Origin of the sequence: Labrys wisconsinensis (assembly GCF_030814995.1) — a bacterium.
Classification (GTDB): Bacteria; Pseudomonadota; Alphaproteobacteria; order Rhizobiales; family Labraceae; genus Labrys; species Labrys wisconsinensis.
Genome location: NZ_JAUSVX010000001.1, coordinates 955,365 through 979,988, shown reverse-complemented (window position 1 = coordinate 979,988; position 24,624 = coordinate 955,365). Strand labels below are relative to the sequence as shown.

The following is a 24,624-nucleotide window of genomic DNA, read 5'->3' as shown; positions in this document are numbered from 1 at the left end:
GCCTCACCTCGCCGTGGCGCGGTCGAGCCGCAGCGCGCCGATGATCAGGACGGCGACCAGCCCGATCACCAGGAAGACGCAGGTGGAGGCCGCCGAGCCCATGCCGAGCGCCTGGAAGCTGATCAGCTGGTTGCGGGCATAGATCGACACCGTCATCGTCCGCTCGCCATTGCCGGCCAGGATGTAGCTGAGGTCGAACATGCGCATGGCGTCGAGCACGCGGAACAGCACGGCGACGCCGATCGCCGGCCGCAGCATCGGCAGGGTCAGCGACCAGAACCGCTTCCACCACGGCACGCCGTCGACGAAGGCCGCCTCCATCATTTCGGCGGGGATGGTCTGCAGGCCGGCGAGGATCAAGAGCACCATGAAGGGCGTGGTGATCCAGACGTCGACGAAGATGATCACGCCCATCGCCAGGGCGGGATCGGCGGTCCAGGCCAGGCCCTTGTCGAGGATGCCGAGGCCGATCAAGAGCTTGTTGATCACCCCGAACTGATCATGGAGCATCCATTCCCAGATCTTGGCCGAGACCACCACGGGGATCGACCAGGGGATCAGGATCGCGGCGCGCAGGGCCCCGCGCCCCGGCAGCGCCGCGTTGAGCAGCAGGGCGATGCCGAGCCCGAGCAGCGTCTCGATCGAGACAGAGACGGCGGTGAACAGCACGGTGTTGCCGACGGCGCGCCACCATTGCCGGTCCTGCGCGACGGCGAGGAAGTTCTGCAGGCCGACAAACGCGTAGCTGGCGGGATCGTCGAGCTCGGCATCGGTGATGGAGAAGAACAGCGTGCGCGCCAGCGGCCAGAGCGCCACCAGCGCCAGGGCGATCAGCGTCGGCGCCAGGAACAGCCAGGCGGCGCGCATCTCGCGCCGGGCGAGGCGCCCGCTCACGAGGCTCGCTCCAGGCCGGCGGCGGCGCGGCGGTCGAGCCGGCGTTCGCCCTCGTCGAAGAGGAAGAGGTCGGCCGGCTCCCAGGCGAGGGCGACGCGGGCGCCGCGGTCCGGCGGGGGTTGGGAGCCGGCCAGCCGTGCCGTCCAGATCAGGTCGTCGGCGATGCGGATATGGGCGAAATGTTCGTGCCCGAGGTCTTCCAGGCGGATCACCTCGCCCTGGATCAGGGCCGGCCGGCCGTCACCGGCCAGGACGAGCGCCTCGGGCCGCACGCCGATCGAGACGGGGGCCTCAGGCGTGTCGATGCCGCCGAGGTCGAGGCTGCCGGCACCGGCGAGGCGCCAGGCCCCGGCCGCGGCCTCGGCGCGCACGGGCGCGAAATTCATCCGCGGCGAGCCGATGAAGCCGGCGACGAAGCGGTTCGCCGGCCTGAGATAGAGGTCCTTGGGGGTGCCGACCTGCTCGATGCGGCCCTCGTTGAGCACGACGATGCGGTCCGCCAGGGTCATGGCCTCGATCTGGTCGTGGGTGACGTAGATCATGGTGGTGCCGAGCTCGTCGTGCAGCCGGGCGATCTCGACCCGCATCTCGGTGCGCAGGTCGGTGTCGAGGTTGGAGAGCGGCTCGTCGAACAGGAAGACCTCGGGCTGGCGCACCAGGGCGCGGCCGATGGCGACGCGCTGGCGCTGGCCGCCGGAGAGCTCGCGCGGCCTGCGGTCGAGGAGGTGGCCGATGCGGAGCATGGCGGCGATGCGCTCGACCTTCTCCCGGATCGCGGCCCGCCCGAGGCCGGCGGTCTCCAGCGCAAAGCCGATGTTCCGGGCCACGGTCATGTGGGGATAGAGCGCATAGGACTGGAAGACGATGGCGATGCCGCGCTCCGAGGCGGGGACGTCGGTCATCACCTCGCCGTCGATGCGGATGTCGCCGGAGGTCACCGGCACGAGCCCGGCGATGAGGCGCAGCAGGGTCGACTTGCCGCAGCCGGAGGGGCCGACGAACACCACGAACTCGCCGTCGGCGATGGCGAGGTCGACGTCGCGGATCACGTCGACATGCCCGTAGCTCTTGGCGACGGAGGTCAGGCTGACGGAGGCCATGGCTGGTTCGGTCCCGAAGGTGATGGCGCATGCAGCGCGGCGGCGCCGACCACGCCGGCGGTGGCGTGCAGCGCGCTGGCGCGGATCGGCAGGGTGCGGCAGGCTTCGGCCCAGACATAGGCCGGGACCTTGGCACGCACCGCCTCGAAGAAGGCCGGCGCGGTGCCGAGCCCGCCGCCGAGGACGACGGCCTGCGGGTCGAGCATGTTGATCATCTGGCCGACATAGCTGGCGAGGGCGGTGGTGGCCTGGTCGAGCAGCAGCGCTCCCTCCGCCCCGGCGCGGCCCTCGACGATGTCGCGCGCGCTCGCCGTGCGGCCGGTGCGCCGGGCATAGGCCTGCGCCATGCCCAGGCCCGAGGCGAAGGATTCCAGGTTGAAGGCGGCCTGGCGCCCGTCGGCCATCACCATCAGGTCGTTGGAGGCGAAATGGATGGCGAAGCCGTGGGCGCCGCGGTGGATCCGCCCGTCCGAGCAATGGCTGTAGCTGAGGCCGGTGCCCGCCGTGATGAAGGCGAAGCTGGCGAAGTCGCGGCCATGGCCATAGCGCTGCTCGGCCAGGGTGGCGAGCCGCACGTCGCTGTCGACGGCGACGATGCCGAGGTCGGCCAGCTCGCGGCGCGGGTCGAGCCCCGTCCAGTCGGCGATCCAGCGGCTGGCGATGGCGCCCTCCGGCGAGACCAGCTCGGGCAGGCCGAGGCCGATCGGCTCGGCGCCGTCGCTGCGGCCGAGGTCGCGGACCGCGGTCACCGCGCGGCGGATGCCTGCCAGCACGCCGCCGGCGCCGTCCACCAGGGCGGTCGGCACGGTGACCTGGTGCAGCAGGCGGCCGTCCTCGAGGTCGACGAGGGCCGCCGCGATCTTGGTGCCGCCGACGTCGACGCCGAGCGCAATCGGCATCAGCGCGGCCCCGTCCGGCCGGCCGCGGCCGCATCGGCGAAGATCGTGGCGTTGCGGCAGAGATTGACCACGCTCGCCGGCCATTGCGGATCATAGCCGTCCGCCGCCGCGATGCGCTGGAAGGCCAGGCGCTTGCCTTCGCCCCACAGCACCATCGCCGCCGCCCTGGACTGCTCGGCGATGGTGCCGACGCCGACGCTGATGCCGTGGGCCGGCACCTCGGCGAGGCTGGCGAAGTCGGGGAAGGTCTGCATGTTGTCGCGCCGCGTCGCCTCGGCGAGCGGCACGATGCGGGTGCGGGTATCGGCGGGCGTGCCGGCGGGGTTGAAGGCGACGTGGCCGTCGCTGGCGCCGGAAGCCAGAATGAAGAGGTCGATGCCGCCCGCCGCCGCGATCCGCCGGTCATAGGCGGCGGGATCGGCCGGGTCGGGGACCCAGAGATTGGCGGCCGGAATGCGCCAGGGCTCGGGCAAGCCGGCGTTCAGCACCGCCAGGATCTCCTCGCGGCCGAAGCGCCGGCAGCTGTAATGGGCGTCGGCGTCGACATGGTCGAGCCGCCCATCGCGCTCGGCGAGATAGTCGTCCATCATCACGATCACGACATGGCCGAGGTCGCGCGGCGCCGCGGCGAGCGCCGCCGCCATCGCCTGGTAGACCGGGCGGGGCGAGCGGCCGCCGGGGCAGCCGAGCAGGAAGGGCCGGCCGGCGGCGCCTGCCTCGGCGGCGGCGGCGAGGATCCGCCCGGCGAGGGCCTCTCCGAGCGCGTCGGGGCGGGCGAAGATCTCCAGGGCGGGGGTGGTCATGCGGCATCTCCAGCGGCGAGGAGGCGTTCGAGGAAGAGGCGGTTGCGGACGGCCAGGGCCTCCGGCGGCTCGGCCGCCGGATCGGTGCTCGGGTCCTGCTCGACGACGCAAGGCCCGTCATAGGCCCGCTCGCGCATCAGCCGGACCACGCCGGCAATGTCGACCGCCCCGTCCGGCAGCGGCGCCATCACGCCGGCGGCGAAGGATTCGTTCGGGCCGAGCGTGCCGGAAAGCACCCGGGCCCGCACTGCCGGGTCGACATTCTTGAGGTGGATATAGCCGATGCGGTCCCAGGCCTTGCGCATATAGGCGATGGGGTCCTGGTCCCAGAAGGCATGGTGGCCGGTGTCGAAGCACAGGTCCACCTCGGTCTCCGCCAGCAGGCGGTCGATCTGGTCCTCGCGCTCGACGCAGGTGCCGACATGGGGATGGAAGGTCAGCGCCACCCCGTGCGCCTCGCGCATATGGGCGTGGGCGCGGCGGACGAGATCGATCATCGCCCGCCAGCCCGCCGCGTCGGTGACGCCCGGCGCTTCGGCAGGATAGGCCTCGCTCTCGTCCATCAGCGCCAGGTGCGGGGCGCCGAGCCGGGCCAGGATCGGGCCGAGGGCATCCAGGGCCGCCTGCAGCACCGGCCAGGAGCCGGCCTGCGTCAGGACATGGACATGCGCGGCCCCGGCGAGGGTGAGGCCGCGGCGGGCGAGCGCATCGCGGAGAACCGCGGTGTCGGCCGGCAGGAAGCCGAGCGGGCCGAGCTCGGTGGCGTGGTAGCCGGCGCGGGCGACCGCGTCGAGATAGGCCTCGCCGCCGAGCGCGTTGCCGGTGGGATAGAAGACGCCCCAGGAGCAGGGCGCATTGCCGATGAGCATGATCAGGTCTTCACGGGTTGGAGGCGCCCGGGGGGCGGCGTCCGATCGGCTTGCGGCCGTCTCACCACTTGCCGGCGGCCTTGATGGTGGCGAGGTCCTCCGCCAGGGTCTTCAGCGCCGGGCCGGCCTCGGTGTCGCCGCCGAGCACGCCGTGCACCGCCTTGAAGAAGGCCTGCGACACCCGGTTGTAGCTCGACCCGGTGATGGCCGAGGGGCGCACGGCGCTCTCGGCGAAGGCGGCCTCGGCGTCCTTGAGGAAGGGCAGGGCCTTCAGCACGTCGGCATCGTCGTAGAGCGCCGCGATCGTCGGGTTGTAGGCGCCGGCGATGGCGCGGCGCTTCTGCTCGTCTTTGCCGGCGAGGAAGTGCAGCAGGCTGAGGGCGGCGTCCTTGTGCCGGGTGTATTTCGAGATGCCGAGATGGGCGGTGCCCATGCAGCCGCTCGACCTCTCGCCGGCGGCGCCGACCGGCAGGGCCGCGACCCCGACCTTGCCGACCAGCGGCGCGCCCGCGGCCTGCGAGGTGCCCCAGACATAGGCCCAGTTGCGCAGGAACACGGCGTTTCCGGTCTCGAAAACGCTGCGCGAGCCCTCCTCGTCATAGTTGAGGGCGCCCGGCGGGGTGATCGAGCCGACCCAGCCATGCGCCAGCGCGAGCGCGCCGGCCGCCTTGGCATTGTCGATGGTGATGGCGCCCTTGTCGTCGATGATGGTGCCGCCGCCGGAGGAGGCGGTCCATTCGATCGCGTCGCAGGTCAGGCCCTCGTAGGACTTGCCCTGCCAGACATAGCCCCAGATGTCCTTGTTGCCGGCGGCGCGCTCGCCGTCCTGCACGGCCTTGGCCGTTTCGGTCAGCTCGGCCCAGGTCTTCGGCACCGGCTTGCCGTACTTGGCGAGCAGGTCCTTGCGGTAGAACATCAGCCCGGTATCCGTGTACCAGGGCAGCGCCACCAGCCGGCCGTTGACGGTGCCGGCGGCGACGGTCGCCGGGAAGTGCTGGGCGATGTCGTCCTTGGACAGGTCCGCATTGAGATCGAGCAGGTTCTTCTGCAGGAGACCGACCCAGACGACGTCGAGCAGCAGCACGTCGGCATCGGTCGACTGGGCCGAGAGCAGCTGCTGGTAGAGCGGCAGCGCCTCATCCCAGGCCGCCGGCATCTTGTTGATCCTGACCTCGTTGCCGGTCTGCCTGGCCCAGGCGTCGGCGCCGGCCTTGCAGATCTCGTATTCGGAGCCGGAGGAGCTGCAGAAAAGGGAAACCGTGTCGGCGCGGGCCGGAAGGGCCGCATTCGCCAGAAGCAGCGCCGCCGCGCCGGCCAAACCGCTCAATCCCCGTCTCATCGGCATGTCCCCTGGATGTCTCGTTGGATGTCTTGTCTTGGCCGGCCCGAGCCGGACGACGAACCATAAATCCACTGTCTGGATTTATCAAGACGGGCCGCGGACGGGATGTGGGAGCTGCCCGGGCATGTGTCGGCGTGGTGCGGCGGGCGGCGCAGAATTTCGCGAATCTTGCGCTTGACAGCCCAATCCAGCAATGAGAAGGTTCTCTGAGAACGTTCCCATCACATTTCGTGGAACGATGGAGGATGCGCTTGAGCGCCGCACCGCCCCTTCGCCTGCTGGCGTCTTCCGTGACGAAGGCCTATGGCGCCACCGTCGCGCTGGCCGAGGTGACGCTCGAGCTCGAGGCGGGCAAGGTCCATGCGCTGCTCGGTGAGAACGGGGCCGGCAAGTCGACCCTGGTGAAGATCCTGAGCGGCGTCGTGCAGCCCAACAGCGGCGCCATGCGGCTCGACGGGGGCGCCTATCGGCCGCATTCGATCCTCGCCGCGCGCCGGGCCGGCGTCGCCACCGCCTTCCAGGAGCTGAGCCTGCCGCCCAACCTCTCGGTGGCCGAGGCGCTGGCCCTGCCGGCGCTGCGCAAGGGCGTGCTCGGCCTGGTCTCCTCCCGGCGCACGGCCGAAGCGGCCGCCGCGATTCTTGCCCGCTACCGCCTGACCGATGTCTCGCCGCTGGCCCCGATCGCCGGCCTGTCGCTCGCCCAGCGCCAGCGCATCGAGATCGCCCGCGCCATGCACCATGCCGGATCGGTCCTCGTTCTCGACGAGCCGACCGCCGCCCTCACCGATGTCGACTGGCTGTTCGAGCTGGTGCGCGAGAAGACCGCCGCCGGCACCGCGGTGCTCTACATCTCCCATCGCCTTGCCGAAGTGCGCCAGCTCTGCTCGGCCGCGACGGTGCTGCGCAACGGCCGCTCCGTCGCCCGCGTCGAGCTGTCGGACGCCACCGATTCCGACATTTTCCGCCTGATGGTCGGCCGCAGCGAGCTCGCCGCGGCGCGGCCCGCCGCCGCACGGTCCGGCCGCGACGTGCCGGTCCTGCGGCTCAGGGACGTCAGCGGCGGCAAGCTGCGGGGCGTGAGCCTCGACCTCCACCGCGGCGAGATCCTGGGTGTCGCCGGCCTGGAGGGACAGGGGCAGCGCGAGCTGTTCCGCACCCTCGTCGGCCTGGAGCCGCTCGGCGCCGGCGAGATCCGGGTGCAGGACCGGCCGATCCGGCCGTCGGGCCCGCGCGCGGCGCTCGCCGCCGGGCTCAGCTTCCTGCCGGAGGAGCGCAAGGTCGAGGGCATCTTCCCGGCCCTGACGGCGGCGAGCAACGTCGTGCTGCCGGTGCTGCAGCGGATCAGCCGGGCCGGCGCGATCTGGCCGGCGCTGGAGCGCCGCGGCGCCGGCGCCGTTGCGGGCGCGGTCGAGCTCAGCGCGCGCTATCTCGATTTCCGCATCGGCGAACTCTCCGGCGGCAATCAGCAGAAGGCGCTGCTCGCCCGCGCCATGATGACCGGCGCCGGCACGCTGCTGCTCTACGACCCGACGCGCGGCGTCGATGTCGGCACCAAGCAGGCGATCTATGCGGCGATCCAGGCCTTCGCCGCCAAGGGCGGCTCGGTGCTGCTCTATTCCTCCGAGCTGCCGGAGCTGGTGCGGCTCGCCGACCGCTGCCTGGCGATCTATGGCGGGCGGGTCTTCGCCGAATTCGAGGGCAGCGCCATCGAGGAGCGGGCCCTGGTGGCGGCGCTGACCGGCCATGCCGATGCCGGGAGGACCGCGGCGTGAGCGTCGTCACGGGTTCCGCCCCGCTCCGCCTGTCGCATCCGCCGGCCGCGCGCCTGCGCCGGGCGCTGGCCAGCGGCACCGGCATCATCGCCATCCTCTACGTCGTGCTCTACCTCGTCTATGCGGCCTGGGACCCGACGGCGCTCACCGCCGACACCGCCCTCAGCCTCACCAACAACGCCGCGCCGCTCGCCATCGCCGCCGCCGGCGAGACGCTGGTGGTGCTCGCCCGCGGCTTCGACCTCTCGGTCGCCGGCGTCATCTCGCTCACCAACGTCGTCATGGCGGCCTATCCGATGGACGGGCCGGGCGGCGCGCTGGCGAGCCTCGCCCTGTGCCTGGCCATCGGCGGCGCGGTGGGCTTCGCCAACGGCTATCTCGTCGCCGTGCTGCGCCTGCAATCGATCGCCGCCACGCTCGCCACCATGATCATCTGCCAGGGCCTCGCCCTGGTGGTGCTCGATGCGCCGGGCGGCACGGTGGCGGACTTCGTCAGCTACGAGCTCACCGACACGGTGTTCGGCGTGGTGCCGGTCGCCGGCCTCATCGTCGCCGCGGTGGTGGTGCTGTGGCTCGCCTTCCGGCGGACCGACACCGGCATCGCCCTCTATACCGTCGGCGCCGACGAGACCTCGGCCCAGCTCTCGGGCATCCCGGTGGTGCGCACCCGCTTCATCGGCTTCATCGGCGCGGGCATGCTCTACGGCCTCGCCGGCTTCATGCTCAGCGCCCAGACCGCGACCGGCGATCCCAATGGCGGCACCTCGTTCCTGATGCTGACCTTCGCGGCGGTGGCCCTCGGCGGCACCTCGCTGGCCGGCGGCCGCGGCGGGGTTGTCGGCAGCATCCTCGGCGCCGCCACGCTGCTGCTGCTGCAGAAGGTGCTGTTCGCCGGCGGCGTCTCCTCCTTCTACACCGGCATCTTCCAGGGCGTGGTGCTCGTCGTCGCGGTGGTCTTCGGCAGCCTCGTCACCCGTCTGGTTGAGCGCAGGGGACCGGCATGATGAGCGCTCGCAAGGCAGACCTGGCCCCCGCGCCGACGCCCGAGCGGCCGGCAGCCCCGCCCGCCGCGCTGGAGGCGGCCGTCGACGGGCGGCAGACCGCGCGCTGGCGGCCGGAGAGCCTGACCGTCGTCTGCGTCTTCGGCCTCAGCATCCTCCTGATCCTGCTGTCGCGCTTCGTCAGCCCGGCGCTCGGCTCGTGGAGCCAGGTCAACACGGTGCTGGTGCTCTCCTCCTTCCTGATGGTGGTCGCCTTCGGGCAGGGCCTGGTCATCCTGGTCGGCGGGCTCGACCTCTCCGTGCCGGCCCTGATCACCATCGGCGGCGTGCTCACCACCGGCTGGATCGGCGCCTCGGGCGAGGGGAGCTGGTACCTCATCCCGGCCATCCTCGCCGCCTGCGCCGGCATCGGCGCGGTGAGCGGCCTCGGCGTGGCGCTGCTCGCCATCCCGCCCTTCATCATGACCATGGCGACCGGCATCGTCGTCGCCTCGGCCGCGCTCGGCTTCACCAGCGGCACGCCGCGCGGCGCCGCCCCGCCGGTGCTGGTCGGCCTGATGAAGGCGGACTGGCTCGGCATGCCGCTGATCCTCGTCTTCATCCTGGCCTTCTGCGTGCTGGCCTCGGCCGTGCAGAGCCGGACGTCCTTCGGGCGCCGGCTGATGGCGATCGGCGCCAACCCGGTGGCGGCGCGCGTCGCCGGCCTCGCGGTGCGCCGCTCCCTGGTCGCGGCCTATATGGCCAGCGCCGCCAGCGCCGGCTTCGCCGGCATGATGCTGGTGGGCTATGCCAACGGCGCGACGCTGCGCATGGGCAACGACTACCTGCTGCCCGGCATCGCCGCGGTGGTGATCGGCGGCTCCTCGATCCTCGGCGGCAGCGGCAGCTTCCTCGCCACCATCGGCGGCGCCGTGCTGCTGACCACGCTCGGCACCGTGATCGCGGCGCTCGGCGTGCCCCAGGGCTGGCGGACGGTGATCGAGGGCTCGATCATCCTCGTCGCCCTCCTGCTGCTGCGGGAAAACGTCTTCGCATTCCTGAGGCGCCGGACGACGCGATAATGACCGCTCGCGCTCCATGCCTCCGAACGTTTCTCGGTGAGAACGTTCCCACAACCAAGCGGTCGATGAAGAGGGAGACGGAAATGTCCGTATGGAGAAGCACCCTGGCGCGCCTCGGCGCCACGGCCTGCGCCGCGGCGCTCGGCCTGACGCTGGTGGCCGGCACCGCCGGCGCCGAGGACAAGAAGTTCAAGATCTATCTCAGCCTCAGCTACAGCGGCAATTCCTGGCAGTCGGAGGCCGCCAACATCGTCAAGGCGCTGGCCAAGACGCCGCCCTACGACAAGACGGTGGAGCTGACCGAGGTCATCTCCGGCACCGATCCGCAGGCGCAGATCGCCGCCTATGAGAGCATGATCTCGGCCAAGGCCGACGGCATCATCAGCTTCCCGATCTCGTCCACGGCGCTCAACCGGGTGATCAAGCGCGGCTGCGAGAAGGGCGTGAAGTTCTTCATGTACGACGCCACGGTCACCGAGCCGTGCGCCTACAATGTCAGCTACATCACCGCCGGCTTCGGCGAGAACACAGCGCAGGCCCTGGTCAATGCGCTGGGCGGCAAGGGCAAGATCTTCCTCAGCCGCGGCGTGCCCGGCAACTCGGTCGACAAGCGCCACACCGACGGCGCCATGGCGGTGTTCAAGAAATATCCCGGCATCGACGTGGTGGCCGAATATTATTCCTACTGGGACGACCGCACGACCCAGCAGGAGACCGCCAAGGCGCTCGCCGCCCATCCCGACGTCGACGGCATCTGGGCCCAGGCCGGCGAGTACGGCGCGATCCAGGCGTTGATGGACAAGGGCACCAAGCTGGTGCCGATGACCGGCGAGAACTCCAACGGCTTCCGCCTGGCGCTCGCCAACCCCGACTTCCAGAAGCGCGGCCTGAAGGGCGTCTCGGCCGGCTCGCCGCCCGCCACCGCCGGCTATGCCTTCAAGCTGATGATGGAGATCCTCGGCGGCAAGCGCCAGCTCGAGCCGCAGAACATCGAATATCCGCTGCCCTGGGTGCCGGCGGACCAGGTCAAGCTCTGCAAGGGCCAGACCTTCGAGGACGGCTGCAACACCTTCCCGGACGGAGTGGTGCCGAGCTCCTTCGTCACCGAGGTGTTCAACCCGACGCTGCTGCCCGAGCTCTCGCTCCAGTCGGCGCTCGAGGGCAAGCCGACGCCGGGCGCCACCATCCAGCCGCTGCCGGCCGACGTGCCGAAGGCCGCCAACGAGCCCGGCATCAACTGCCAGAAATGCGCCCCGCCGGCCGAGCTCTACAAGCTCACCAAGATCGAGGCGACCGTCAACTGACGCAACCCGGCGGGCGGCCTTGCCGCCGCCCGTCCCTCATGATGCAGGACAAGCCATGGCCAGATATCTCAAGCGCGGACAGGACGCGAGCACCGTCGCCGCCGTCGATGCCAGGACGCGCGCCACCGTCGAAGCCATCCTCGCCGATGTCGAAGCGCGGGGTGACGCGGCCGTGCGCGAGCTTTCCGAGAAGTTCGACAGATGGTCGCCCGAGAGCTTCCGCCTGTCGGAGCCGGAGATCGAGGCGGCGCTGTCCAAGGTCGCCAAGCGCGACCTTGACGACATCCGCTTCGCCCAGGCCCAGGTGCGCAACTTCGCCCAGCACCAGCGCGACGCGTTGCGCGACGTCGAGGTGGAGACGCTGCCCGGCGTCGTGCTCGGCCACAGGAACATCCCGGTCAACGCCGTCGGCTGCTATGTCCCCGGCGGCAAGTATCCGATGGTCGCCTCGGCCCATATGAGCGTGGTCACGGCGCGGGTCGCCGGGGTCAGCCGCGTCATCGCCTGCGCCCCGCCGTTCCAGGGCGGGCCGCATCCGGCCATCGTCGCCGCCATGCACCTGGGCGGCGCCGACGAGATCTACGTGCTCGGCGGCGTCCAGGCCGTCGCTGCCATGGCGCTCGGCACCGCCACCATCGCGCCGGTCGACATGCTGGTCGGGCCAGGCAACGCCTTCGTCGCCGAGGCCAAGCGCCAGCTCTATGGCCGGGTCGGCATCGATCTCTTCGCCGGGCCGACCGAGACGCTGGTCATCGCCGACGACAGCGTCGACGGCGAGATCTGCGCCACCGACCTGCTCGGCCAGGCCGAGCACGGCCCGACCTCGCCGGCGGTGCTGCTGACCACCTCCGAGAAGCTCGCCCGCGCCACCATGGCCGAGGTCGAGCGCCAGCTCGCGGTGCTGCCGACGGCCGAGCTCGCCGGCAAGGCCTGGGCCGACTATGGCGAGGTGATCGTCTGCGACAGCGACGAGGAGATGGTGGCCGAAGCCGACCGCATCGCCTCCGAGCACGTGCAGGTGATGACGCGCGACCCCGACTACTTCCTCAGCCATATGACCAATTACGGCGCGCTGTTCCTCGGGCCCCGCACCAATGTCGCCTATGGCGACAAGGTGATCGGCACCAACCACACCCTGCCGACCAAGAAGGCGGCGCGCTACACCGGCGGGCTCTGGGTCGGCAAGTTCCTCAAGACCTGCACCTACCAGAAGGTGCTCACCGACGAGGCCAGCGCGCTGGTCGGCGAGTACTGCGCGCGGCTGTGCACGCTCGAGGGCTTTGCCGGCCATGCCGAGCAGGCCAATATCCGGGTGCGCCGCCATGGCGGGCGCAACGCGGCATGACGGCCGGCTTCGCGCCGCGTCCCGCCGCCGGCCGATGAGGGGAGCCTGACCATCATGTCCGACACGCGCGCCGATCCCGTCCGCACACCGCGCATCACGGTGAAGGATCTGGCGCGCCAGCTCGGCATGTCGGTCTCGACTGTGTCGCGCGCCTTCTACGACGACGCCGTCATCGCCCCGGAGACCCGCGAGAAGGTGCTGCGCCACGCGGCGGAGATCGGCTACCAGCCCAATCCGCTGGCGCGCGGCCTGATCACCAAGAGCAGCCGCATCGTCGGGCTGGTGGTGTCCGACATCACCAACCCCTTCTATCCCGAGGTGATGACGCGGCTGACCGAGCGGCTGCAGGCGGCGGACTTCAACGTCATGCTGGTCGTGGTGTCGCCGGCCCGCAGCGAGGAGGAGCAGGTGCGCGTGCTGCTCTCCTACCATCCCGACGTGGTGGTGATGCTCGCCACCACCCTGTCCTCGGCCGCCGCGACCGCCTGCCGCAAGGTCGGCACGCCGGTGGTGTTCTTCAACCGCTCGGGCTCGGACGAGCATTCCTATGCCGTGACCTGCGACAACGAGCGGGGCGGACGGCTGATCGCCGATTACCTCATCGACCGGGGGCACCGGCGCATCGGCTTCGTCGCCGGGCGGCCGGATGCCTCCACCAATGTCGACCGCTGGCGCGGCTTCCACGCCCGTTGCCTGGAGCGCGACATTCCCGAGCCGATCGCCAGCGAGGGCACGACCTTCAGCTACGAGGCGGGCTATGCCGCCGCCCGCCGGCTGCTCGCGGGCCCGGACCGGCCGACGGCGCTGTTCTGCGCCAACGACATCCTCGCCATCGGCGCCATGGACGCGGCGCGGCGCGAGGCCGGCCTCGCCGTGCCGGAGGACGTGTCGATCATGGGCTTCGACGATATCGGCATGGCCTCCTGGCCCTCGCATGCCCTCACCACCGTGCGCCAGCCGATTGACCTGATGATCGACCGCACCACGGTGCTGGCCCTGGCGCTGGCCCGCAACGAGCCGTGCGAGCCCGGCGTCCAGCGCCTGCCCGGCCGGCTGGTCGAGCGCAACACCACGAGGTCCTTGCCATGACGGCGTCGCGCTCCTGGTCGCTCCTCGATGCCGCGGCCGAGGTCCACCGCCCCGGCTGTCCCAGCCTTTCCGGCTTCGCCGCGACCCCGGCGGACGCCATGCCCGACGGCGCGCCCGATGCGGTGGTCGCCTACGGGCTCGAGGCGCGCCGGGTCTATTCCGACCTCAGGCGGCTGATCGGGCAGACCGCCGGGCTCCTGATCCTCGCCCAGGCGAGCCGCCGCCGCGAGGCCCTGGACCTGCCGACGCTGGCGGGCGCGCAGGAGCTGTGGGGCGAGGTCGCCGAGCGGCTCGGCGGGCTCAGCGCGCCGCAGCGCCTCGATCCGAACCTGCGCCATCTCATCGCCGCGCACCGCCTCGCCGGCTCGTGCCTGACCGCCCTGCGGGCGCCGGTGCTGGCCGACGGCGCGCCGGACCTGACGGTGGCCCTCGGCAATCTCACGGCGGCCTACCGCCACCTGCAGGCCGCGTCGGAGGAACGGCTCGGCATGACCATGGTCGATTTCCGGCATTCCTGCTGCAACTGCAACGCCTGACGGATCAACAAACCAAGACGGGAGGATATCGTGGCCGACTATTCCATCTGGGTGCTCGAATATTCCTATGTCAGCAAGTATCACAAGAGCGGCGTGCTCTACGGCGCCCACAATCAGGGTTATGTGAAGCTTCCCTATTGCTATGCCGTGATCAAGGGCAACGGCCATGTCGCCATGGTCGATGTCGGCTACAACGACAAGGACTACGGCAAGCATCTCGGCGACAAGTTCGGCGTCGAGAACTGGCGCTCGCCGCGCGAGGTGCTGGCCGGCATCGGGCTGACGCCGGAGGACGTGGACACGGTGTTCATCACCCATGCCCATTTCGACCATTTCGGCAATGTCGAGGATTTTCCCAAGGCGAAGTTCTACATCCAGGAGCGCGAGATCGCGAAATGGACCTGGGCGATGTCGCTGCCCGACCGGCTGCGCTGGATGATGGTGGCGGTCGATCCCGGCGACATCGTGCGTGGCGTCGAGCTGGCGCAGCAGAAGCGCCTCGTCTGCGTCGACGGGCCGCTCGCCGACGTGCTGCCCAATATCGACCTCCACGTCGCCTATGACAGCCACACCTTCGCCTCGATGTGGGTGACGGTGCGCAACGACGCCAGGGCGCAGTCCTCCGACAGCTGGGTGCTGGCCGGCGACCTCGTCTATGTCTTCGAGAACATCCAGGGGCCGGGCGCGGTGGTCGACGTCGACACCATGTATGTGCCGGTCGGCCTGGCGCTCGGCAGCCAGCAGAACCTGGTGATGGCCACCGAGGCGATGATGAAGCAGGTCGGCTACGAGGCGCGGCGGGTGATCCCGATCCACGAGGAGCGGCTGAAGGACAGCTTCCCCTCGCGCATCACCGCCGAGGGCCTGCGCATCTCCGAGATCTGCCTCGCCGACGGCGAGAGCTCGCGGGTGCGGTGACGATGCGCAGGCTTGAAACGGTCGGGGTGGTCGGCGGCGGCCTGGTCGGGTCCGGCTGGGCCATCGTCTTCGCCCGGGCCGGGCGCACGGTGCGGCTGTTCGACGCCAGCGCCGAGATCCGGGCGGGCGCCCTCGCGGGCATCCGCCGCAGCCTCGCCGACATGCAGGCCTTCGGCCTGGTCGGGGATGTCGAGGCCATCGCCCGGCGCATCAGCGTGGTCGACAGCCTCGCCGAGGCCGTGGCCGAGGCCGACTACGTCCAGGAATCGGTGTTCGAGCGGGTCGACGTCAAGGCGGCGGTGAGCCGTGAGATCGGGGCGGCGATCCGCGACGACGCGGTGGTCGGCAGCTCCAGCTCGGGGATTCCCGCCTCGGCCTTCACCGCCGACGTGCCGCGGCGCGAGCGTTTCCTCGTCGCCCATCCCGTCAACCCGCCGCATCTGGTGCCGCTGGTCGAGCTGGTGCCGGCGCCGTGGACCGACGGAGCCATCCTGCCCTGGCTGCGGCAGGCGATGGAGGAGCTCGGCCAGGTGCCGGTCGTGGTCAACCGCGAGATCGAGGGCTTCGTGCTCAACCGCCTGCAGGGGGCGCTGCTCAACGAGGCCTGGGCGCTCTACGAGGCGGGGCTCGCCAGCGCCGCCGATATCGACCGCACCGTGGCGCATGGCCTCGGGCTGCGCTGGTCCTTCATGGGCCCGTTCGAGACCATCGACCTCAACGCACCCGGCGGTGTCGACGACTATGCCCGACGCCTCGGGCCGCTCTACCATGCGGTGGCGCAGGCGCGGCGCGATCCCCGGCCGTGGTCCGACGACCTGGTCGGCCGGGTGACGCGGGAGCGGCGCGAGGCGCTGCCGGCCGCCGACCTCAAGGCCCGGTCCGCATGGCGCGACCGGCGGCTGATGGCGCTGGTGGCGCATCGGCGCGGGCAGCCGGACCGATGACGGGCGGGGCAAGCACGGCCGGGCGCACCTTGCAGGGCAAGGTCGCCGGGCGCACCTTGCACGGCAAGGTCGCTGTGGTTACCGGCGGCGCCGGCGGGATCGGCAGCGCCATCTGTCGCGCCCTCGCCGAGGCCGGCGCCGCGGTGGTGGTCGGCTATAACAGGTCGGGCGAGGCGGCGCAGGCGCTCGCCGCCGCGCTGCCGGGCGGGCCGCACCTGGCGGCGCCGGCGCCGGTCAGCGACAGCGCCGCCATGGCGGACCTGGCGGAGCGCGTGCGGCGCGAGCACGGCCGGGCCGACATCCTGGTCAATTCCGCCGGCACCACCCGCTTCGTCGCCCATGGCGACCTCGACGGGCTCGACGACGCGCTGGTCGACGAGGTGCTGGCCGTCAACGTGCGGGGCGTGATCGCCGCGACCCGCGCCTTCCGCCCGCTGCTCGCCGCGAGCGGCGCCGGGCTCATCGTCAACATCTCCTCCATCGCCGCCGTTACCGCCATGGGCAGCAACATCGCCTATTGCGCCTCGAAGGCGGCGGTCGACAACCTCACCAAGTCGCTGGCCCGCGCCCTGGCGCCCGAGATCCGCGTCGTGTCGGTGTCGCCGGGGCTGGTCGACACCGAGTTCGTGCGCGGCCTCGACCAGGCCTGGCGCGACCAGCAGGCCGCGCGCACGCCGGCGAAACGGCTGGCCCTGCCGGACGAGGTGGCGGATGCCGTGCTGGCGGCGGCGCTCTACCTGCCCTTCACCACCGGCGCCGTCATCCCCGTCGACGGCGGCCGGCCGCTGGCTTGAGCGGGTTACGGGAACAGCGATCGAAGCAGTGCGCAGAACCCCTCTCCCGGCTGGGAGAGGGGCAGGGGTGAGGGACTAGACCTTCCCGGGAAAGGCGAGGTCGATCACGCCCGCCAGGGGCGATGTCTCGCTGGTGATGCGTTCAGACCCTCACCCCTGCCCCTCTCCCAGCCGGGAGAGGGGTTCTGACCTCTGCCCTTCATCATCCGACACCTGCTCCCGGCCGAACACGTTGCGCCCCGCCTCGAGGATCTCGTCGGAGAGCTCGGGATCGTCCACCGCCCGGGCGAGCATCAGCGCGCCGACCAGGCCCGCCAGCGTGGCGATCGCCTGCTCGCGCCGGGCCTTCTCGCCGCGGCCGGTGATCCGGCCGGCGATGCGGTCGAGCTGGCCGCGGACATAGCCGGTCAGGCTGTGCCGGACGCCCGGGCCTTGCCGGGCGATGTCGCCGCCCAGCGCCGCGACCACGCAGCCGCCGCTGCGGTCGTCGCGATGGGCCGGCGAGAGATAGCCAGCGACGAACCGGTCCAGCGCCGACAGCCCCGCCAGGCGCTCGGCGCCGGCCGCGAGCCCTTGCGCCACGGCTTCCTCGGCGAGGGCCTCCTTGGAACCGAAATGGCGGTAGAAGCCGCCATGGGTCAGGCCGACCGCATCCATGATCGCGTCGACCCCGACGCCGTCGAAGCCTTTGTCGCGGAACAGGCGGGAGGCCGCGAGGACGATGCGCTCGCGATTCTCGGCGGCCTTCTCACGGGTGACGCGCATGGCAGCTCCTTTCGTCCCGGTCAGGCTTGACAATATAGATGACGATCTCCATCAATAATAGTAGATGACGATCGTCATCTATATTGCCGCCTCCCGCACCGCGACCGCACGTCGGGACGCGGGTTTCCGGCTCATGCCAAGGATCCCCATCATGACCGACACGTCTCCCAGGGCTGCCCTGATCACCGGCGCCTCTTCCGGCATCGGCGCCACCTATGCCGAGCGCCTCGCCCGCCGCGGCCACGACCTCGTGCTGGTGGCGCGGGACCGGGCCCGCCTGGAGGACAATGCCGCGCGCCTGCGCGCCGAGGCCGGCGTTGCCGTCGACGTGCTGCCAGCCGACCTGACCGAGCCGGCCGAGCTGGCGCGGGTCGAGGCCCGGCTGCGCGAGGACCGCCGCATCGGCCTGCTCGTCAACAATGCCGGCGCCGCCGCCCCCGGCGGCTTCGCCGATCCCGATCTCGACGCGCAGGACCGTCTGATCCGCCTCAACGTCACGGCGGTCGTGCGGCTCGCCGGCGCCGTGGTGCCGCGCCTGCTCGCCGAGGGTGGCGGCGCCATCGTCAACATCGCCTCGGTGCTGGCGGTGGCGCCGGAGATCTTCCCGGGCATCTATCCCGCGACCAAGAGCTTCGTCCTGACCTTCTCCCAGGCGCTGCAGACCGAGCTCGGGCCGCGCGGGCTCTATGTCCAGGCGGTGCTGCCGGCGGCGACCCGCACCGAGATCTGGGAGCGCTCCGGCCGCTCGGTCGATGAGATCGTCGGCGTCATGGAGGTCGGCGAGCTGGTCGACGCGGCGCTCGTCGGCTTCGACCGCCGCGAGGCGATCACCATCCCGCCGCTGCCGGACGAGCAGCAGTGGGAGGCCTTGCAGGCGGCACGCCGGGCCATGCTGCCCAACTTCCGCCAGGAGCACGCCGCGGCCCGGTATCGGTGAGGGGAGCTTGGGCGGCCGGATGTCGATCAAAGCTCGGGGTTAGCCGTCGCGCCCGAAGCGGCAGGCGTCGTTGTCGCCTCACCGCACGAAGCCGATGGGCGCGCCGGTGTCGGGGTGCGGAACGGTGCCGAAGGCGACGCCGTAGATCGCCTCCAGCCGGCCCGGCGTCATGATCGTCGCCGGCTCGCCGCGGTCAACCAGGCGGCCGGAATGCAGCGCGAGGATCTCGTCGCAGAAGCGGGCCGCCATGTTGACGTCGTGCAGCACGACGATGCTGCCGACGCCGCGCTCGCGGGCGAGGCGGTGCACCAGCGCCAGCACCTCGACCTGATGGGCGACGTCGAGGGCGGAGATCGGCTCGTCGAGCAGGACGCAGTCGGCGTCCTGGGCCACCAGCATGGCGATCCAGGCGCGCTGGCGCTCGCCGCCGGAGAGCGTGTCGACCAGCTGCCCGGCCCGCCCGGCGACGTCGGTCAGCGCCATCGCCTCCTCGACCTTGCGGCGGTCCTCCGCCCCGAAGCGCCCGAGCGCCCCGTGCCAGGGATAGCGCCCCAGCGCCACCAGCTCGCGCACCGTCATGCCGGCGGCGGGCGGGGGGTGCTGGGGCAGGTAGGCGACCTTGCGCGCGAAGGCGCGGGATCCCCAGGCCGCCAGCGCCTGTCCGGCGAAGGCGATCCGTCCGCCGGTCGGCGGCTGCTGGCGCGCCAGCAGCTTGACCAGGGTCGACTTGCCCGAGCCGTTATGGCCGATCAGGCCGACCATCCGGCCGGCCGGCAGGGCGAGGGTCAGCGGGTGCAGCAGGGTGCGCCCGCCGGCGGCGAAGGCGACGCCGTCGAGCTCGAACAACGCCTCGCCGGCGGCAAGGCCTGCCGCCGGCGGCGGAGGGACCGCAACCGCTTGCGAGGACGAGGCCATGCTCAGAACTTCACCGAGAGGGTGCCCTTCACCACCCGCCCCTCGCCGTAGATGCAGCTCAGGCTGCCCAGGCTGTCGTTGCAGGTGGAATAGTAGGTCTTGTCGAGCAGGTTGGAGACGTTGACCGCGCCCTGCCACTTGTCCCAGCGATAGCGCAGCGCCGCGTCGACCAGCGTGTAGGACGCGACTGGGACATTGTTGGCGTTGTCGCCATAGGTCGCGCCGACATAGCGCACGCCGGCGCCGACGCTGACGCCTTGCAGCATGCCGGTCTGGACTTCGTAGTTCGCCCAGAGCGAAGCCTGGTGCTCGGGAACCAGCGACGGCCGCTTGCCGACATTGCCGTCGTTGTCCTTGGTGATCTCGGCGTCGAGATAGGTATAGGCCGCGGTCATGCTCAGGCCCTCGGCGAGGTTGAACTGCCCCTCCAATTCCAGGCCGCGATGGCGCACCTCGCCGGTCTGCACCTGGAAGCCCTGGTGAGAGAGGTCGGTGGTGAGCACGTTGCTCTTGGTGATGTCGAACACGGCCGCGGTGAAGAAGCCGTCGAAGCCCGGCGGCTGATACTTGACGCCGACCTCGTACTGGCGCCCGCGCGAGGGCTTGAAGGCGCCGCCGTCGAAGTCGTGCCCGACATTGGTGGTGAAGGATTCGGCGTAGCTGGCATAGGGGGTCAGGCCGTTGTCGAAGGTGTAGCCGAGCCCGATCCGCTTGGTGAGCGCGTGGTCGCTCTGTCGTGTGTTGTCGTTGTAGAGCCGATCGACGTTCTGGTTCTCCACCCAGGTCTGGCGCAGGCCGAGCGTCAGGATCCAGTGGTCATCGAGCTTGGTCTGGGTCTGGGCGTAGAGGCCGAGCTGGTCGATGGTCTGCTCGCCGTCGACGAGGGGTCCCGGAACCGTCACGGGCTTGCTGTAGTCGAGGTTGCCGAGGTCGAGGTCCGGGCCCTCGCCGTAGCGGCTCAAGGTGTTGACGTTGAAGCGGTCATAGCCGAGGCCCATCAGGAGCTTGTTCTGGATGCGGCCCCAGTCCGCGTCGTACTGAACCTGGTTGTCGACGCTGAAGATCGAGGCGCGCTCGTCCACCATGAAGGTGGTGCGCTTCATCGTGCAGCTCGCCAGGCTGCTGCCCGAGCAGACCAGCGAATCGCCTCCGTAGGCGCTGCCGTAATAGAGGTGCTGGTAGTCCGTCTCCTGCACGGCGTAGCGCATGTTCTGGCGCACCGTCCATTCGTCGTTGAAGCGGTGCTCGAACTGGTAGCCGACCGACCAGTGCTGCGCGTCGTAATGGCTGAAATGGTCGGAATCGGTGGTGAAGCTGCGAGGCAGGCCGACGGGCAGGAAGGTGTTCGGCTGCAGCTTGTCCGACTGGTAGTTGGCGAGGAGAGTCAGCGTCGTCCTGTCGTCGGGCCGGAAGGTCACGGCCGGGGCGATGAAGATGCGGTCGTTCTGCGAACCGTCCGTCTGCATGGCGCCGTCGCGATAGAGGCCGGTCAGGCGATAGCTCAGCACGCCGTTGGCGTCGACCGGGCCGCCGACGTCGAAGCCGGTTTCGATGGTGTTGAAGCTGCCGTAGCTGATGAAGGCGCTGGCGAGCGGATCCAGGGTCGGACGCTTGGTCACGGCGTTGACCATGCCGCCGACCTCGTTCTCGCCGTAGAGCACCGAGGACGGGCCCTTCAGCACTTCCAGGCGCTCGAGGCTGTAGGGCTCGATCTTGAAGCCGGAGAAGTCCAGCGCCTTCTGGGCCAGCCCGTCGCGGTAGACCGCATAGGGTCCGATGTCGAAGCCGCGGATCAGGAACTGGTCGAAGCGGTCGTCGACGCCCCAGGGCGAGGACGTGACGCCGGCGGTGTAGGACAGGATGTCCTCGAGCTGGGCCGGGGCGCGGTCGTCCATCTCCTTGCGGGTGATCACCGAGACCGATTGCGGGATCTCCTTCAGCGGCGTGTCGGTCTTCGAGCCGGTGGTGGTGCGCTCGGCGACATAGCCCTTGTCGGGGCCGAAGGCGCTGGCCGCCTCGCCGAACACGGTCACGGGCTCGAGCACGGTCGTGGCCTGCTCCTGCGCCAGGGCGGCGCCGGCCGCCGCCAGCGCCGGCAGGCAGGTCATCGCCAGCAGCGCGCCGCGCAGGGACGGCCTTCTGCCGATGCCCGCGCCTCGATCCACGTCATTGCCCCGTGCAACCGCCATCATCGACCCAGCCCCATTTCGAATTTCGTGAATTATGCGCTCCGTTCTCGCGGGTGGCGCGTAAAAATTGACTATTCGAGTGGAATATTGCAGTCAATGCCCTTGTATCCATTATTTTCTACTGATGGAATTCAAGAAAACTGCTCTGGTTGATGTTGTTCTAAAGTGCACAAATTCGAAAGAACTGCAGGAAATCCGCCACGGAATGTCGCCACGCCCGGCGGCGGCCGCGGCCGGCCCGTCACCCGGCGGCTGGCGCTGTCGCTGCTGCTGGCGCCGCTCGCCGCCGCCGGCGGGCGCGCGGCGTCGCGGCCGCTGCGCATCGTCTGCCTCGACGACGGGCTGACCGAGACGCTGCTCACCCTCGGCTTCGAGCCGGTCGCCGTGGCCGACCGGGGCTCCTGGGAGACCTGGGTGGTCGAGCCGGCGCTGCCCTCCGACATCGTCGACGTCGGCACGCTGCTCGAGCCCAATCTCGAGCTCGTCCAGCAGCTTCGGCCGGACCTGATCCTCGCCATCCCCTATCTCGACGGCATCAAGCCCCTGCTGGAGCGGATCGCGCCGGTGACGACCATCGGCATCTATGCCGAGGACGGCCGCCCCTATGCCCGCGCCGTGAAGGCGACGCGCATCCTCGCCCGCCTGATCGGCCGCGAGGCCGAGGGCGAAGCGCTGATCGCGCGTGTCGAGGCGGGCTTTGCGCAGACGCGCCAGGCCCTTGCGCCCCATGCGCAGCGGCCGCTCTACGTCGTCAACTTCCTCGATCCGCGCAACATCCGGGTCTATGGCCGCAAGAGCCTGTTCCAGGAGGTGCTCGACCGTATCGGCCTCGCCAATGCCTGGACCGGCGAGACCAATTATTGGGGCTTCGCCACGACCGGGATCGAGGCCCTGGGCGGGACGGGCGCCGCGCGCCTCGCCTATCTCGAGCCGCTGCCCCAGGGGGCGGCCGGCACGCTGACGGCGAGCCCGGTATGGAACGCCATGCCCTTCGTGCGCGACGGCGCCATCCTGCGCCTGCCGCCGGTGCTGATGTTCGGCGCCCTGCCTTCGGCGGCGCGCTTTGCGAGCGTGCTGACACAGGCGCTGACGGGAGGTGCACGTGGCTGACGCCCTCGCATCGCCCGGTGCGGCCCGAGGTGCCGGCGCGCGGCCGGTCGGCGCCGCGCTGCTGCTCGCCCTGGTTGCCGCGGCCGCCCTGGCGGCGACGCTGCTCAACCTGACGGCGCAGCTGCCGGCGCCGCTGCTGGCGCAGGCGGTCCTCGCCCCGGACCTCGGCGACATGCGCCAGGTGCTGGTGCACTATTCCGCCTTGCCGCGTCTCACGGTGTCGCTGCTCTGCGGCGCGGCGCTCGGCCTCGCCGGCGCGGTGTTCCAGCAGGTGCTGCGCAACCCGCTGGCGGCGCCGGACACGCTCGGCGTGGCGGCGGGCGCCCAGCTCGCCCTGGCGCTCGCGACGCTCGCTGCGCCGGAGCTGCTCGTCTGGGGACGGGACGGGGTGGCGCTGGCCGGCGGCGCCGCCGCCGTCGCGGCGGTGTTCGCGCTCGCCTGGCGCAAGAGCCTGTCGCCGCTGGCGGTGGTGCTGGCCGGCCTGGTCGTCGGCCTGCAGGCCGGCGCGGCCGGCGCGGCGCTGGTGCTGCTCAAGCACGAATGGCTGCAGAGCCTGTTCATCTGGGGCGCCGGCTCGCTCGGCCAGCAGGACTGGACGACGGTGCTGCGGCTCGCGCCCCGCCTCGGCCTCGCCGTCCTCGCGCTGGGGCTCATGCTGCGGCCGCTGACCCTGCTCGGCCTCGACGATGCCGGGGCGCGCAGCCTCGGCCTGCCCCTGGAGGTCCATCGCTTCCTGGCGCTCGGCCTCGCCGTGGCCATCACCGCCTTCGTGGTCGCGGCGGTCGGCGTGATCGGCTTCGTCGGCCTCGCCGCCCCGGCCCTCGCCCGCCTCGGCGGCGCCCGCCGGCTCGGCGCCCGGCTCCTTGCCGCGGCGCTGATCGGCGCCGTGCTGCTCTGGGCCGCCGACCAGGCGGTGCAGATCGTCACCGGCCTGCAGGGCGACCTCCTGCCGACGGGCGCGGTGACGGCCCTGGTCGGCGCGCCGCTGCTGCTCTTTCTGCTGCCGCGCCTCTCCCTCGGCGTGGAGCCGCCCGCCCTGGCGAGCGAGCGCCCGGTGCGGGCGCTGCGGCCGGGCCGGCTGCTGGCGCTGCTCGCCGCCGGGCTCTGCGTTGCGGCCGTCCTGGCCCTGCTGGTCGGACCCGGCCCGCAGGGCTGGCGCATCGCCCTCGGCGAGGACCTCACGGGCCTGCTGCCCTGGCGCCTGCCGCGGATCGCGGCGGCGCTCGCGGCCGGCGCCATGCTGGCGGTGGCGGGGGTGATGATGCAGCGCCTCACCGGCAACCCGATGGCGAGCCCGGAGGTGATGGGGGTGAGCGCCGGGGCCGCCTTCGGCATGATGGCGGCGCTGTTCGTCATCGGCGCCACCGGCCGGCCGGCCCTGACCGCCGCGGCGGCGGCCGGCGCCTTCGCCGCCCTCGCCGGCGCGCTCGCCCTCAGCCGGCGCGCCCATTATGCGCCGGAGCGGCTGCTGCTCGCCGGCGTCGCCCTCACCGCGGTGTTCGATGCGCTCGTGCTGGTGCTCACCGCCGGCGGCGACCCGCGCGCGATGCTGCTGCTGAACTGGCTGACCGGCTCGACCTACAAGGTCGACGGCTCGGTCGCGGTGCTGACCGCGGGCCTCGCCCTGGCGCTGCTCGCCCTGGCGCCGCTGCTCCTGCGCTGGCTCGCCATCCTGCCGCTCGGCCCGGCAGCGGGCCGGGCGCTCGGTCTCGGCCCGGCGGCGCCGCGCCTTGCCGTGCTGCTGGCGACGGCGGCGCTCACCGCCGCCTCGACGCTGGTGGTGGGCCCGCTCACCTTCATCGGCCTGATGGCGCCGCATCTGTCCCGGCGCCTCGGCCTCGTCTCGGCGGGTCTGCAGGTCGCCGGCGCCGCCCTGCTCGGCGCCCTGATCATGGTCGCGGCCGACTGGATCGGCCGCACCGTCCTCTTCCCCCGCCAGCTGCCCGCCGGCCTGGTCGCCACGCTGATCGGCGGCCCGATCCTGATGGCGCTGCTGCGCCGGCGCTGACCCCCATGCCCGAACCCTGCGAGTCCGTC

The 24,624-nt window shown here is 71.3% G+C and carries 22 protein-coding genes; 13 read left to right on the top strand and 9 right to left on the bottom strand.

The genetic code is table 11. The annotated features are described in order from the left end of the window. Window positions 1-3 precede the first annotated feature (3 nt). From QO011_RS04485 to QO011_RS04460, 6 genes are all read right to left on the bottom strand, one after another. A complete protein-coding gene (locus QO011_RS04485; RefSeq protein WP_307268217.1) occupies window positions 4-894 on the bottom strand; it encodes a carbohydrate ABC transporter permease in 891 nt (296 codons plus the stop codon). Continuing rightward, window positions 891-1,994, bottom strand: a complete 1,104-nt coding sequence (locus QO011_RS04480; protein ID WP_307268214.1) for an ABC transporter ATP-binding protein — start codon at window positions 1,992-1,994, stop codon at window positions 891-893. Before QO011_RS04480 ends, QO011_RS04485 begins: the two co-directional genes overlap by 4 nt. Continuing rightward, window positions 1,976-2,893: an ROK family protein gene (locus tag QO011_RS04475; RefSeq protein WP_307268211.1), complete on the bottom strand. Its 918-nt coding sequence runs from the start codon at window positions 2,891-2,893 to the stop codon at window positions 1,976-1,978. The genes QO011_RS04480 and QO011_RS04475 overlap by 19 nt, the downstream gene beginning before the upstream one ends. Then, a complete protein-coding gene (locus QO011_RS04470) occupies window positions 2,893-3,696 on the bottom strand; it encodes a 6-phosphogluconolactonase (protein ID WP_307268209.1) in 804 nt (267 codons plus the stop codon). Before QO011_RS04470 ends, QO011_RS04475 begins: the two co-directional genes overlap by 1 nt. After that, entirely contained in the window at window positions 3,693-4,565 is an 873-nt protein-coding gene (locus QO011_RS04465; RefSeq protein ID WP_307268206.1) for a sugar phosphate isomerase/epimerase family protein, read from the bottom strand. Before QO011_RS04465 ends, QO011_RS04470 begins: the two co-directional genes overlap by 4 nt. A gap of 61 nt (window positions 4,566-4,626) precedes the next feature. Further along, the gene (locus tag QO011_RS04460; protein WP_370881900.1) at window positions 4,627-5,904 is read right to left on the bottom strand and encodes an ABC transporter substrate-binding protein; all 1,278 of its coding nucleotides are present in this window, start codon (window positions 5,902-5,904) and stop codon (window positions 4,627-4,629) included. A gap of 254 nt (window positions 5,905-6,158) precedes the next feature. Here QO011_RS04460 and QO011_RS04455 point away from each other — a divergent pair, with 254 nt between their 5' ends. The 10 genes from QO011_RS04455 (at window position 6,159) to QO011_RS04410 (ending at window position 16,671) form a co-directional block, all read left to right on the top strand. Continuing rightward, window positions 6,159-7,679, top strand: a complete 1,521-nt coding sequence (locus QO011_RS04455; RefSeq protein ID WP_307268201.1) for a sugar ABC transporter ATP-binding protein — start codon at window positions 6,159-6,161, stop codon at window positions 7,677-7,679. After that, window positions 7,676-8,683 carry an ABC transporter permease gene (locus QO011_RS04450; RefSeq protein ID WP_307268198.1) on the top strand — a complete coding sequence of 336 codons (1,008 nt, stop codon included), beginning with the start codon at window positions 7,676-7,678 and terminating at the stop codon, window positions 8,681-8,683. Before QO011_RS04455 ends, QO011_RS04450 begins: the two co-directional genes overlap by 4 nt. Continuing rightward, window positions 8,680-9,741, top strand: coding sequence for an ABC transporter permease (locus tag QO011_RS04445; protein ID WP_307268196.1), 1,062 nt, complete (start codon window positions 8,680-8,682; stop codon window positions 9,739-9,741). The genes QO011_RS04450 and QO011_RS04445 overlap by 4 nt, the downstream gene beginning before the upstream one ends. An 83-nt stretch (window positions 9,742-9,824) precedes the next feature. After that, complete coding sequence (locus QO011_RS04440; protein ID WP_307268194.1) at window positions 9,825-11,045, top strand: sugar ABC transporter substrate-binding protein; 1,221 nt, start codon at window positions 9,825-9,827, stop codon at window positions 11,043-11,045. A gap of 55 nt (window positions 11,046-11,100) precedes the next feature. Next, window positions 11,101-12,390 carry a histidinol dehydrogenase gene (hisD, locus tag QO011_RS04435; protein ID WP_307268192.1) on the top strand — a complete coding sequence of 430 codons (1,290 nt, stop codon included), beginning with the start codon at window positions 11,101-11,103 and terminating at the stop codon, window positions 12,388-12,390. A 54-nt stretch (window positions 12,391-12,444) separates the two neighbouring features. Then, the gene (locus QO011_RS04430; RefSeq protein WP_307268190.1) at window positions 12,445-13,479 is read left to right on the top strand and encodes a LacI family DNA-binding transcriptional regulator; all 1,035 of its coding nucleotides are present in this window, start codon (window positions 12,445-12,447) and stop codon (window positions 13,477-13,479) included. After that, window positions 13,476-14,015, top strand: a complete 540-nt coding sequence (locus QO011_RS04425) for a hypothetical protein (RefSeq protein ID WP_307268188.1) — start codon at window positions 13,476-13,478, stop codon at window positions 14,013-14,015. Before QO011_RS04430 ends, QO011_RS04425 begins: the two co-directional genes overlap by 4 nt. A 30-nt stretch (window positions 14,016-14,045) precedes the next feature. Beyond that, entirely contained in the window at window positions 14,046-14,933 is an 888-nt protein-coding gene (locus tag QO011_RS04420; RefSeq protein ID WP_307268186.1) for an N-acyl homoserine lactonase family protein, read from the top strand. A 2-nt stretch (window positions 14,934-14,935) separates the two neighbouring features. Next, window positions 14,936-15,877 (top strand): 3-hydroxyacyl-CoA dehydrogenase, encoded by a 942-nt coding sequence (locus QO011_RS04415; RefSeq protein ID WP_307268184.1) that lies wholly within the window; start codon window positions 14,936-14,938, stop codon window positions 15,875-15,877. Further along, window positions 15,874-16,671 carry an SDR family NAD(P)-dependent oxidoreductase gene (locus tag QO011_RS04410; protein WP_307268182.1) on the top strand — a complete coding sequence of 266 codons (798 nt, stop codon included), beginning with the start codon at window positions 15,874-15,876 and terminating at the stop codon, window positions 16,669-16,671. The genes QO011_RS04415 and QO011_RS04410 overlap by 4 nt, the downstream gene beginning before the upstream one ends. A 150-nt stretch (window positions 16,672-16,821) precedes the next feature. On the opposite strand, the gene QO011_RS04405 is transcribed toward QO011_RS04410, so the two are convergent. Further along, window positions 16,822-17,436 (bottom strand): TetR/AcrR family transcriptional regulator, encoded by a 615-nt coding sequence (locus QO011_RS04405; protein WP_307268180.1) that lies wholly within the window; start codon window positions 17,434-17,436, stop codon window positions 16,822-16,824. A 151-nt stretch (window positions 17,437-17,587) separates the two neighbouring features. Here QO011_RS04405 and QO011_RS04400 point away from each other — a divergent pair, with 151 nt between their 5' ends. Then, a complete protein-coding gene (locus tag QO011_RS04400; RefSeq protein WP_307268178.1) occupies window positions 17,588-18,373 on the top strand; it encodes an SDR family NAD(P)-dependent oxidoreductase in 786 nt (261 codons plus the stop codon). A gap of 78 nt (window positions 18,374-18,451) precedes the next feature. On the opposite strand, the gene QO011_RS04395 is transcribed toward QO011_RS04400, so the two are convergent. Together QO011_RS04395 and QO011_RS04390 are read right to left on the bottom strand one after the other, a co-directional pair. After that, window positions 18,452-19,288 carry an ATP-binding cassette domain-containing protein gene (locus QO011_RS04395; RefSeq protein WP_307268176.1) on the bottom strand — a complete coding sequence of 279 codons (837 nt, stop codon included), beginning with the start codon at window positions 19,286-19,288 and terminating at the stop codon, window positions 18,452-18,454. 2 nt (window positions 19,289-19,290) lie between these two features. Further along, the gene (locus tag QO011_RS04390) at window positions 19,291-21,453 is read right to left on the bottom strand and encodes a TonB-dependent siderophore receptor (protein WP_307268174.1); all 2,163 of its coding nucleotides are present in this window, start codon (window positions 21,451-21,453) and stop codon (window positions 19,291-19,293) included. Between the two features lie 276 nt (window positions 21,454-21,729). Between QO011_RS04390 and QO011_RS04385 the strand changes: the two genes are divergently transcribed. After that, window positions 21,730-22,587, top strand: coding sequence for an ABC transporter substrate-binding protein (locus QO011_RS04385; protein WP_370881911.1), 858 nt, complete (start codon window positions 21,730-21,732; stop codon window positions 22,585-22,587). After that, window positions 22,580-24,595 carry a Fe(3+)-hydroxamate ABC transporter permease FhuB gene (gene fhuB / locus QO011_RS04380; protein ID WP_307268170.1) on the top strand — a complete coding sequence of 672 codons (2,016 nt, stop codon included), beginning with the start codon at window positions 22,580-22,582 and terminating at the stop codon, window positions 24,593-24,595. The genes QO011_RS04385 and fhuB overlap by 8 nt, the downstream gene beginning before the upstream one ends. Window positions 24,596-24,624 lie beyond the last annotated feature (29 nt).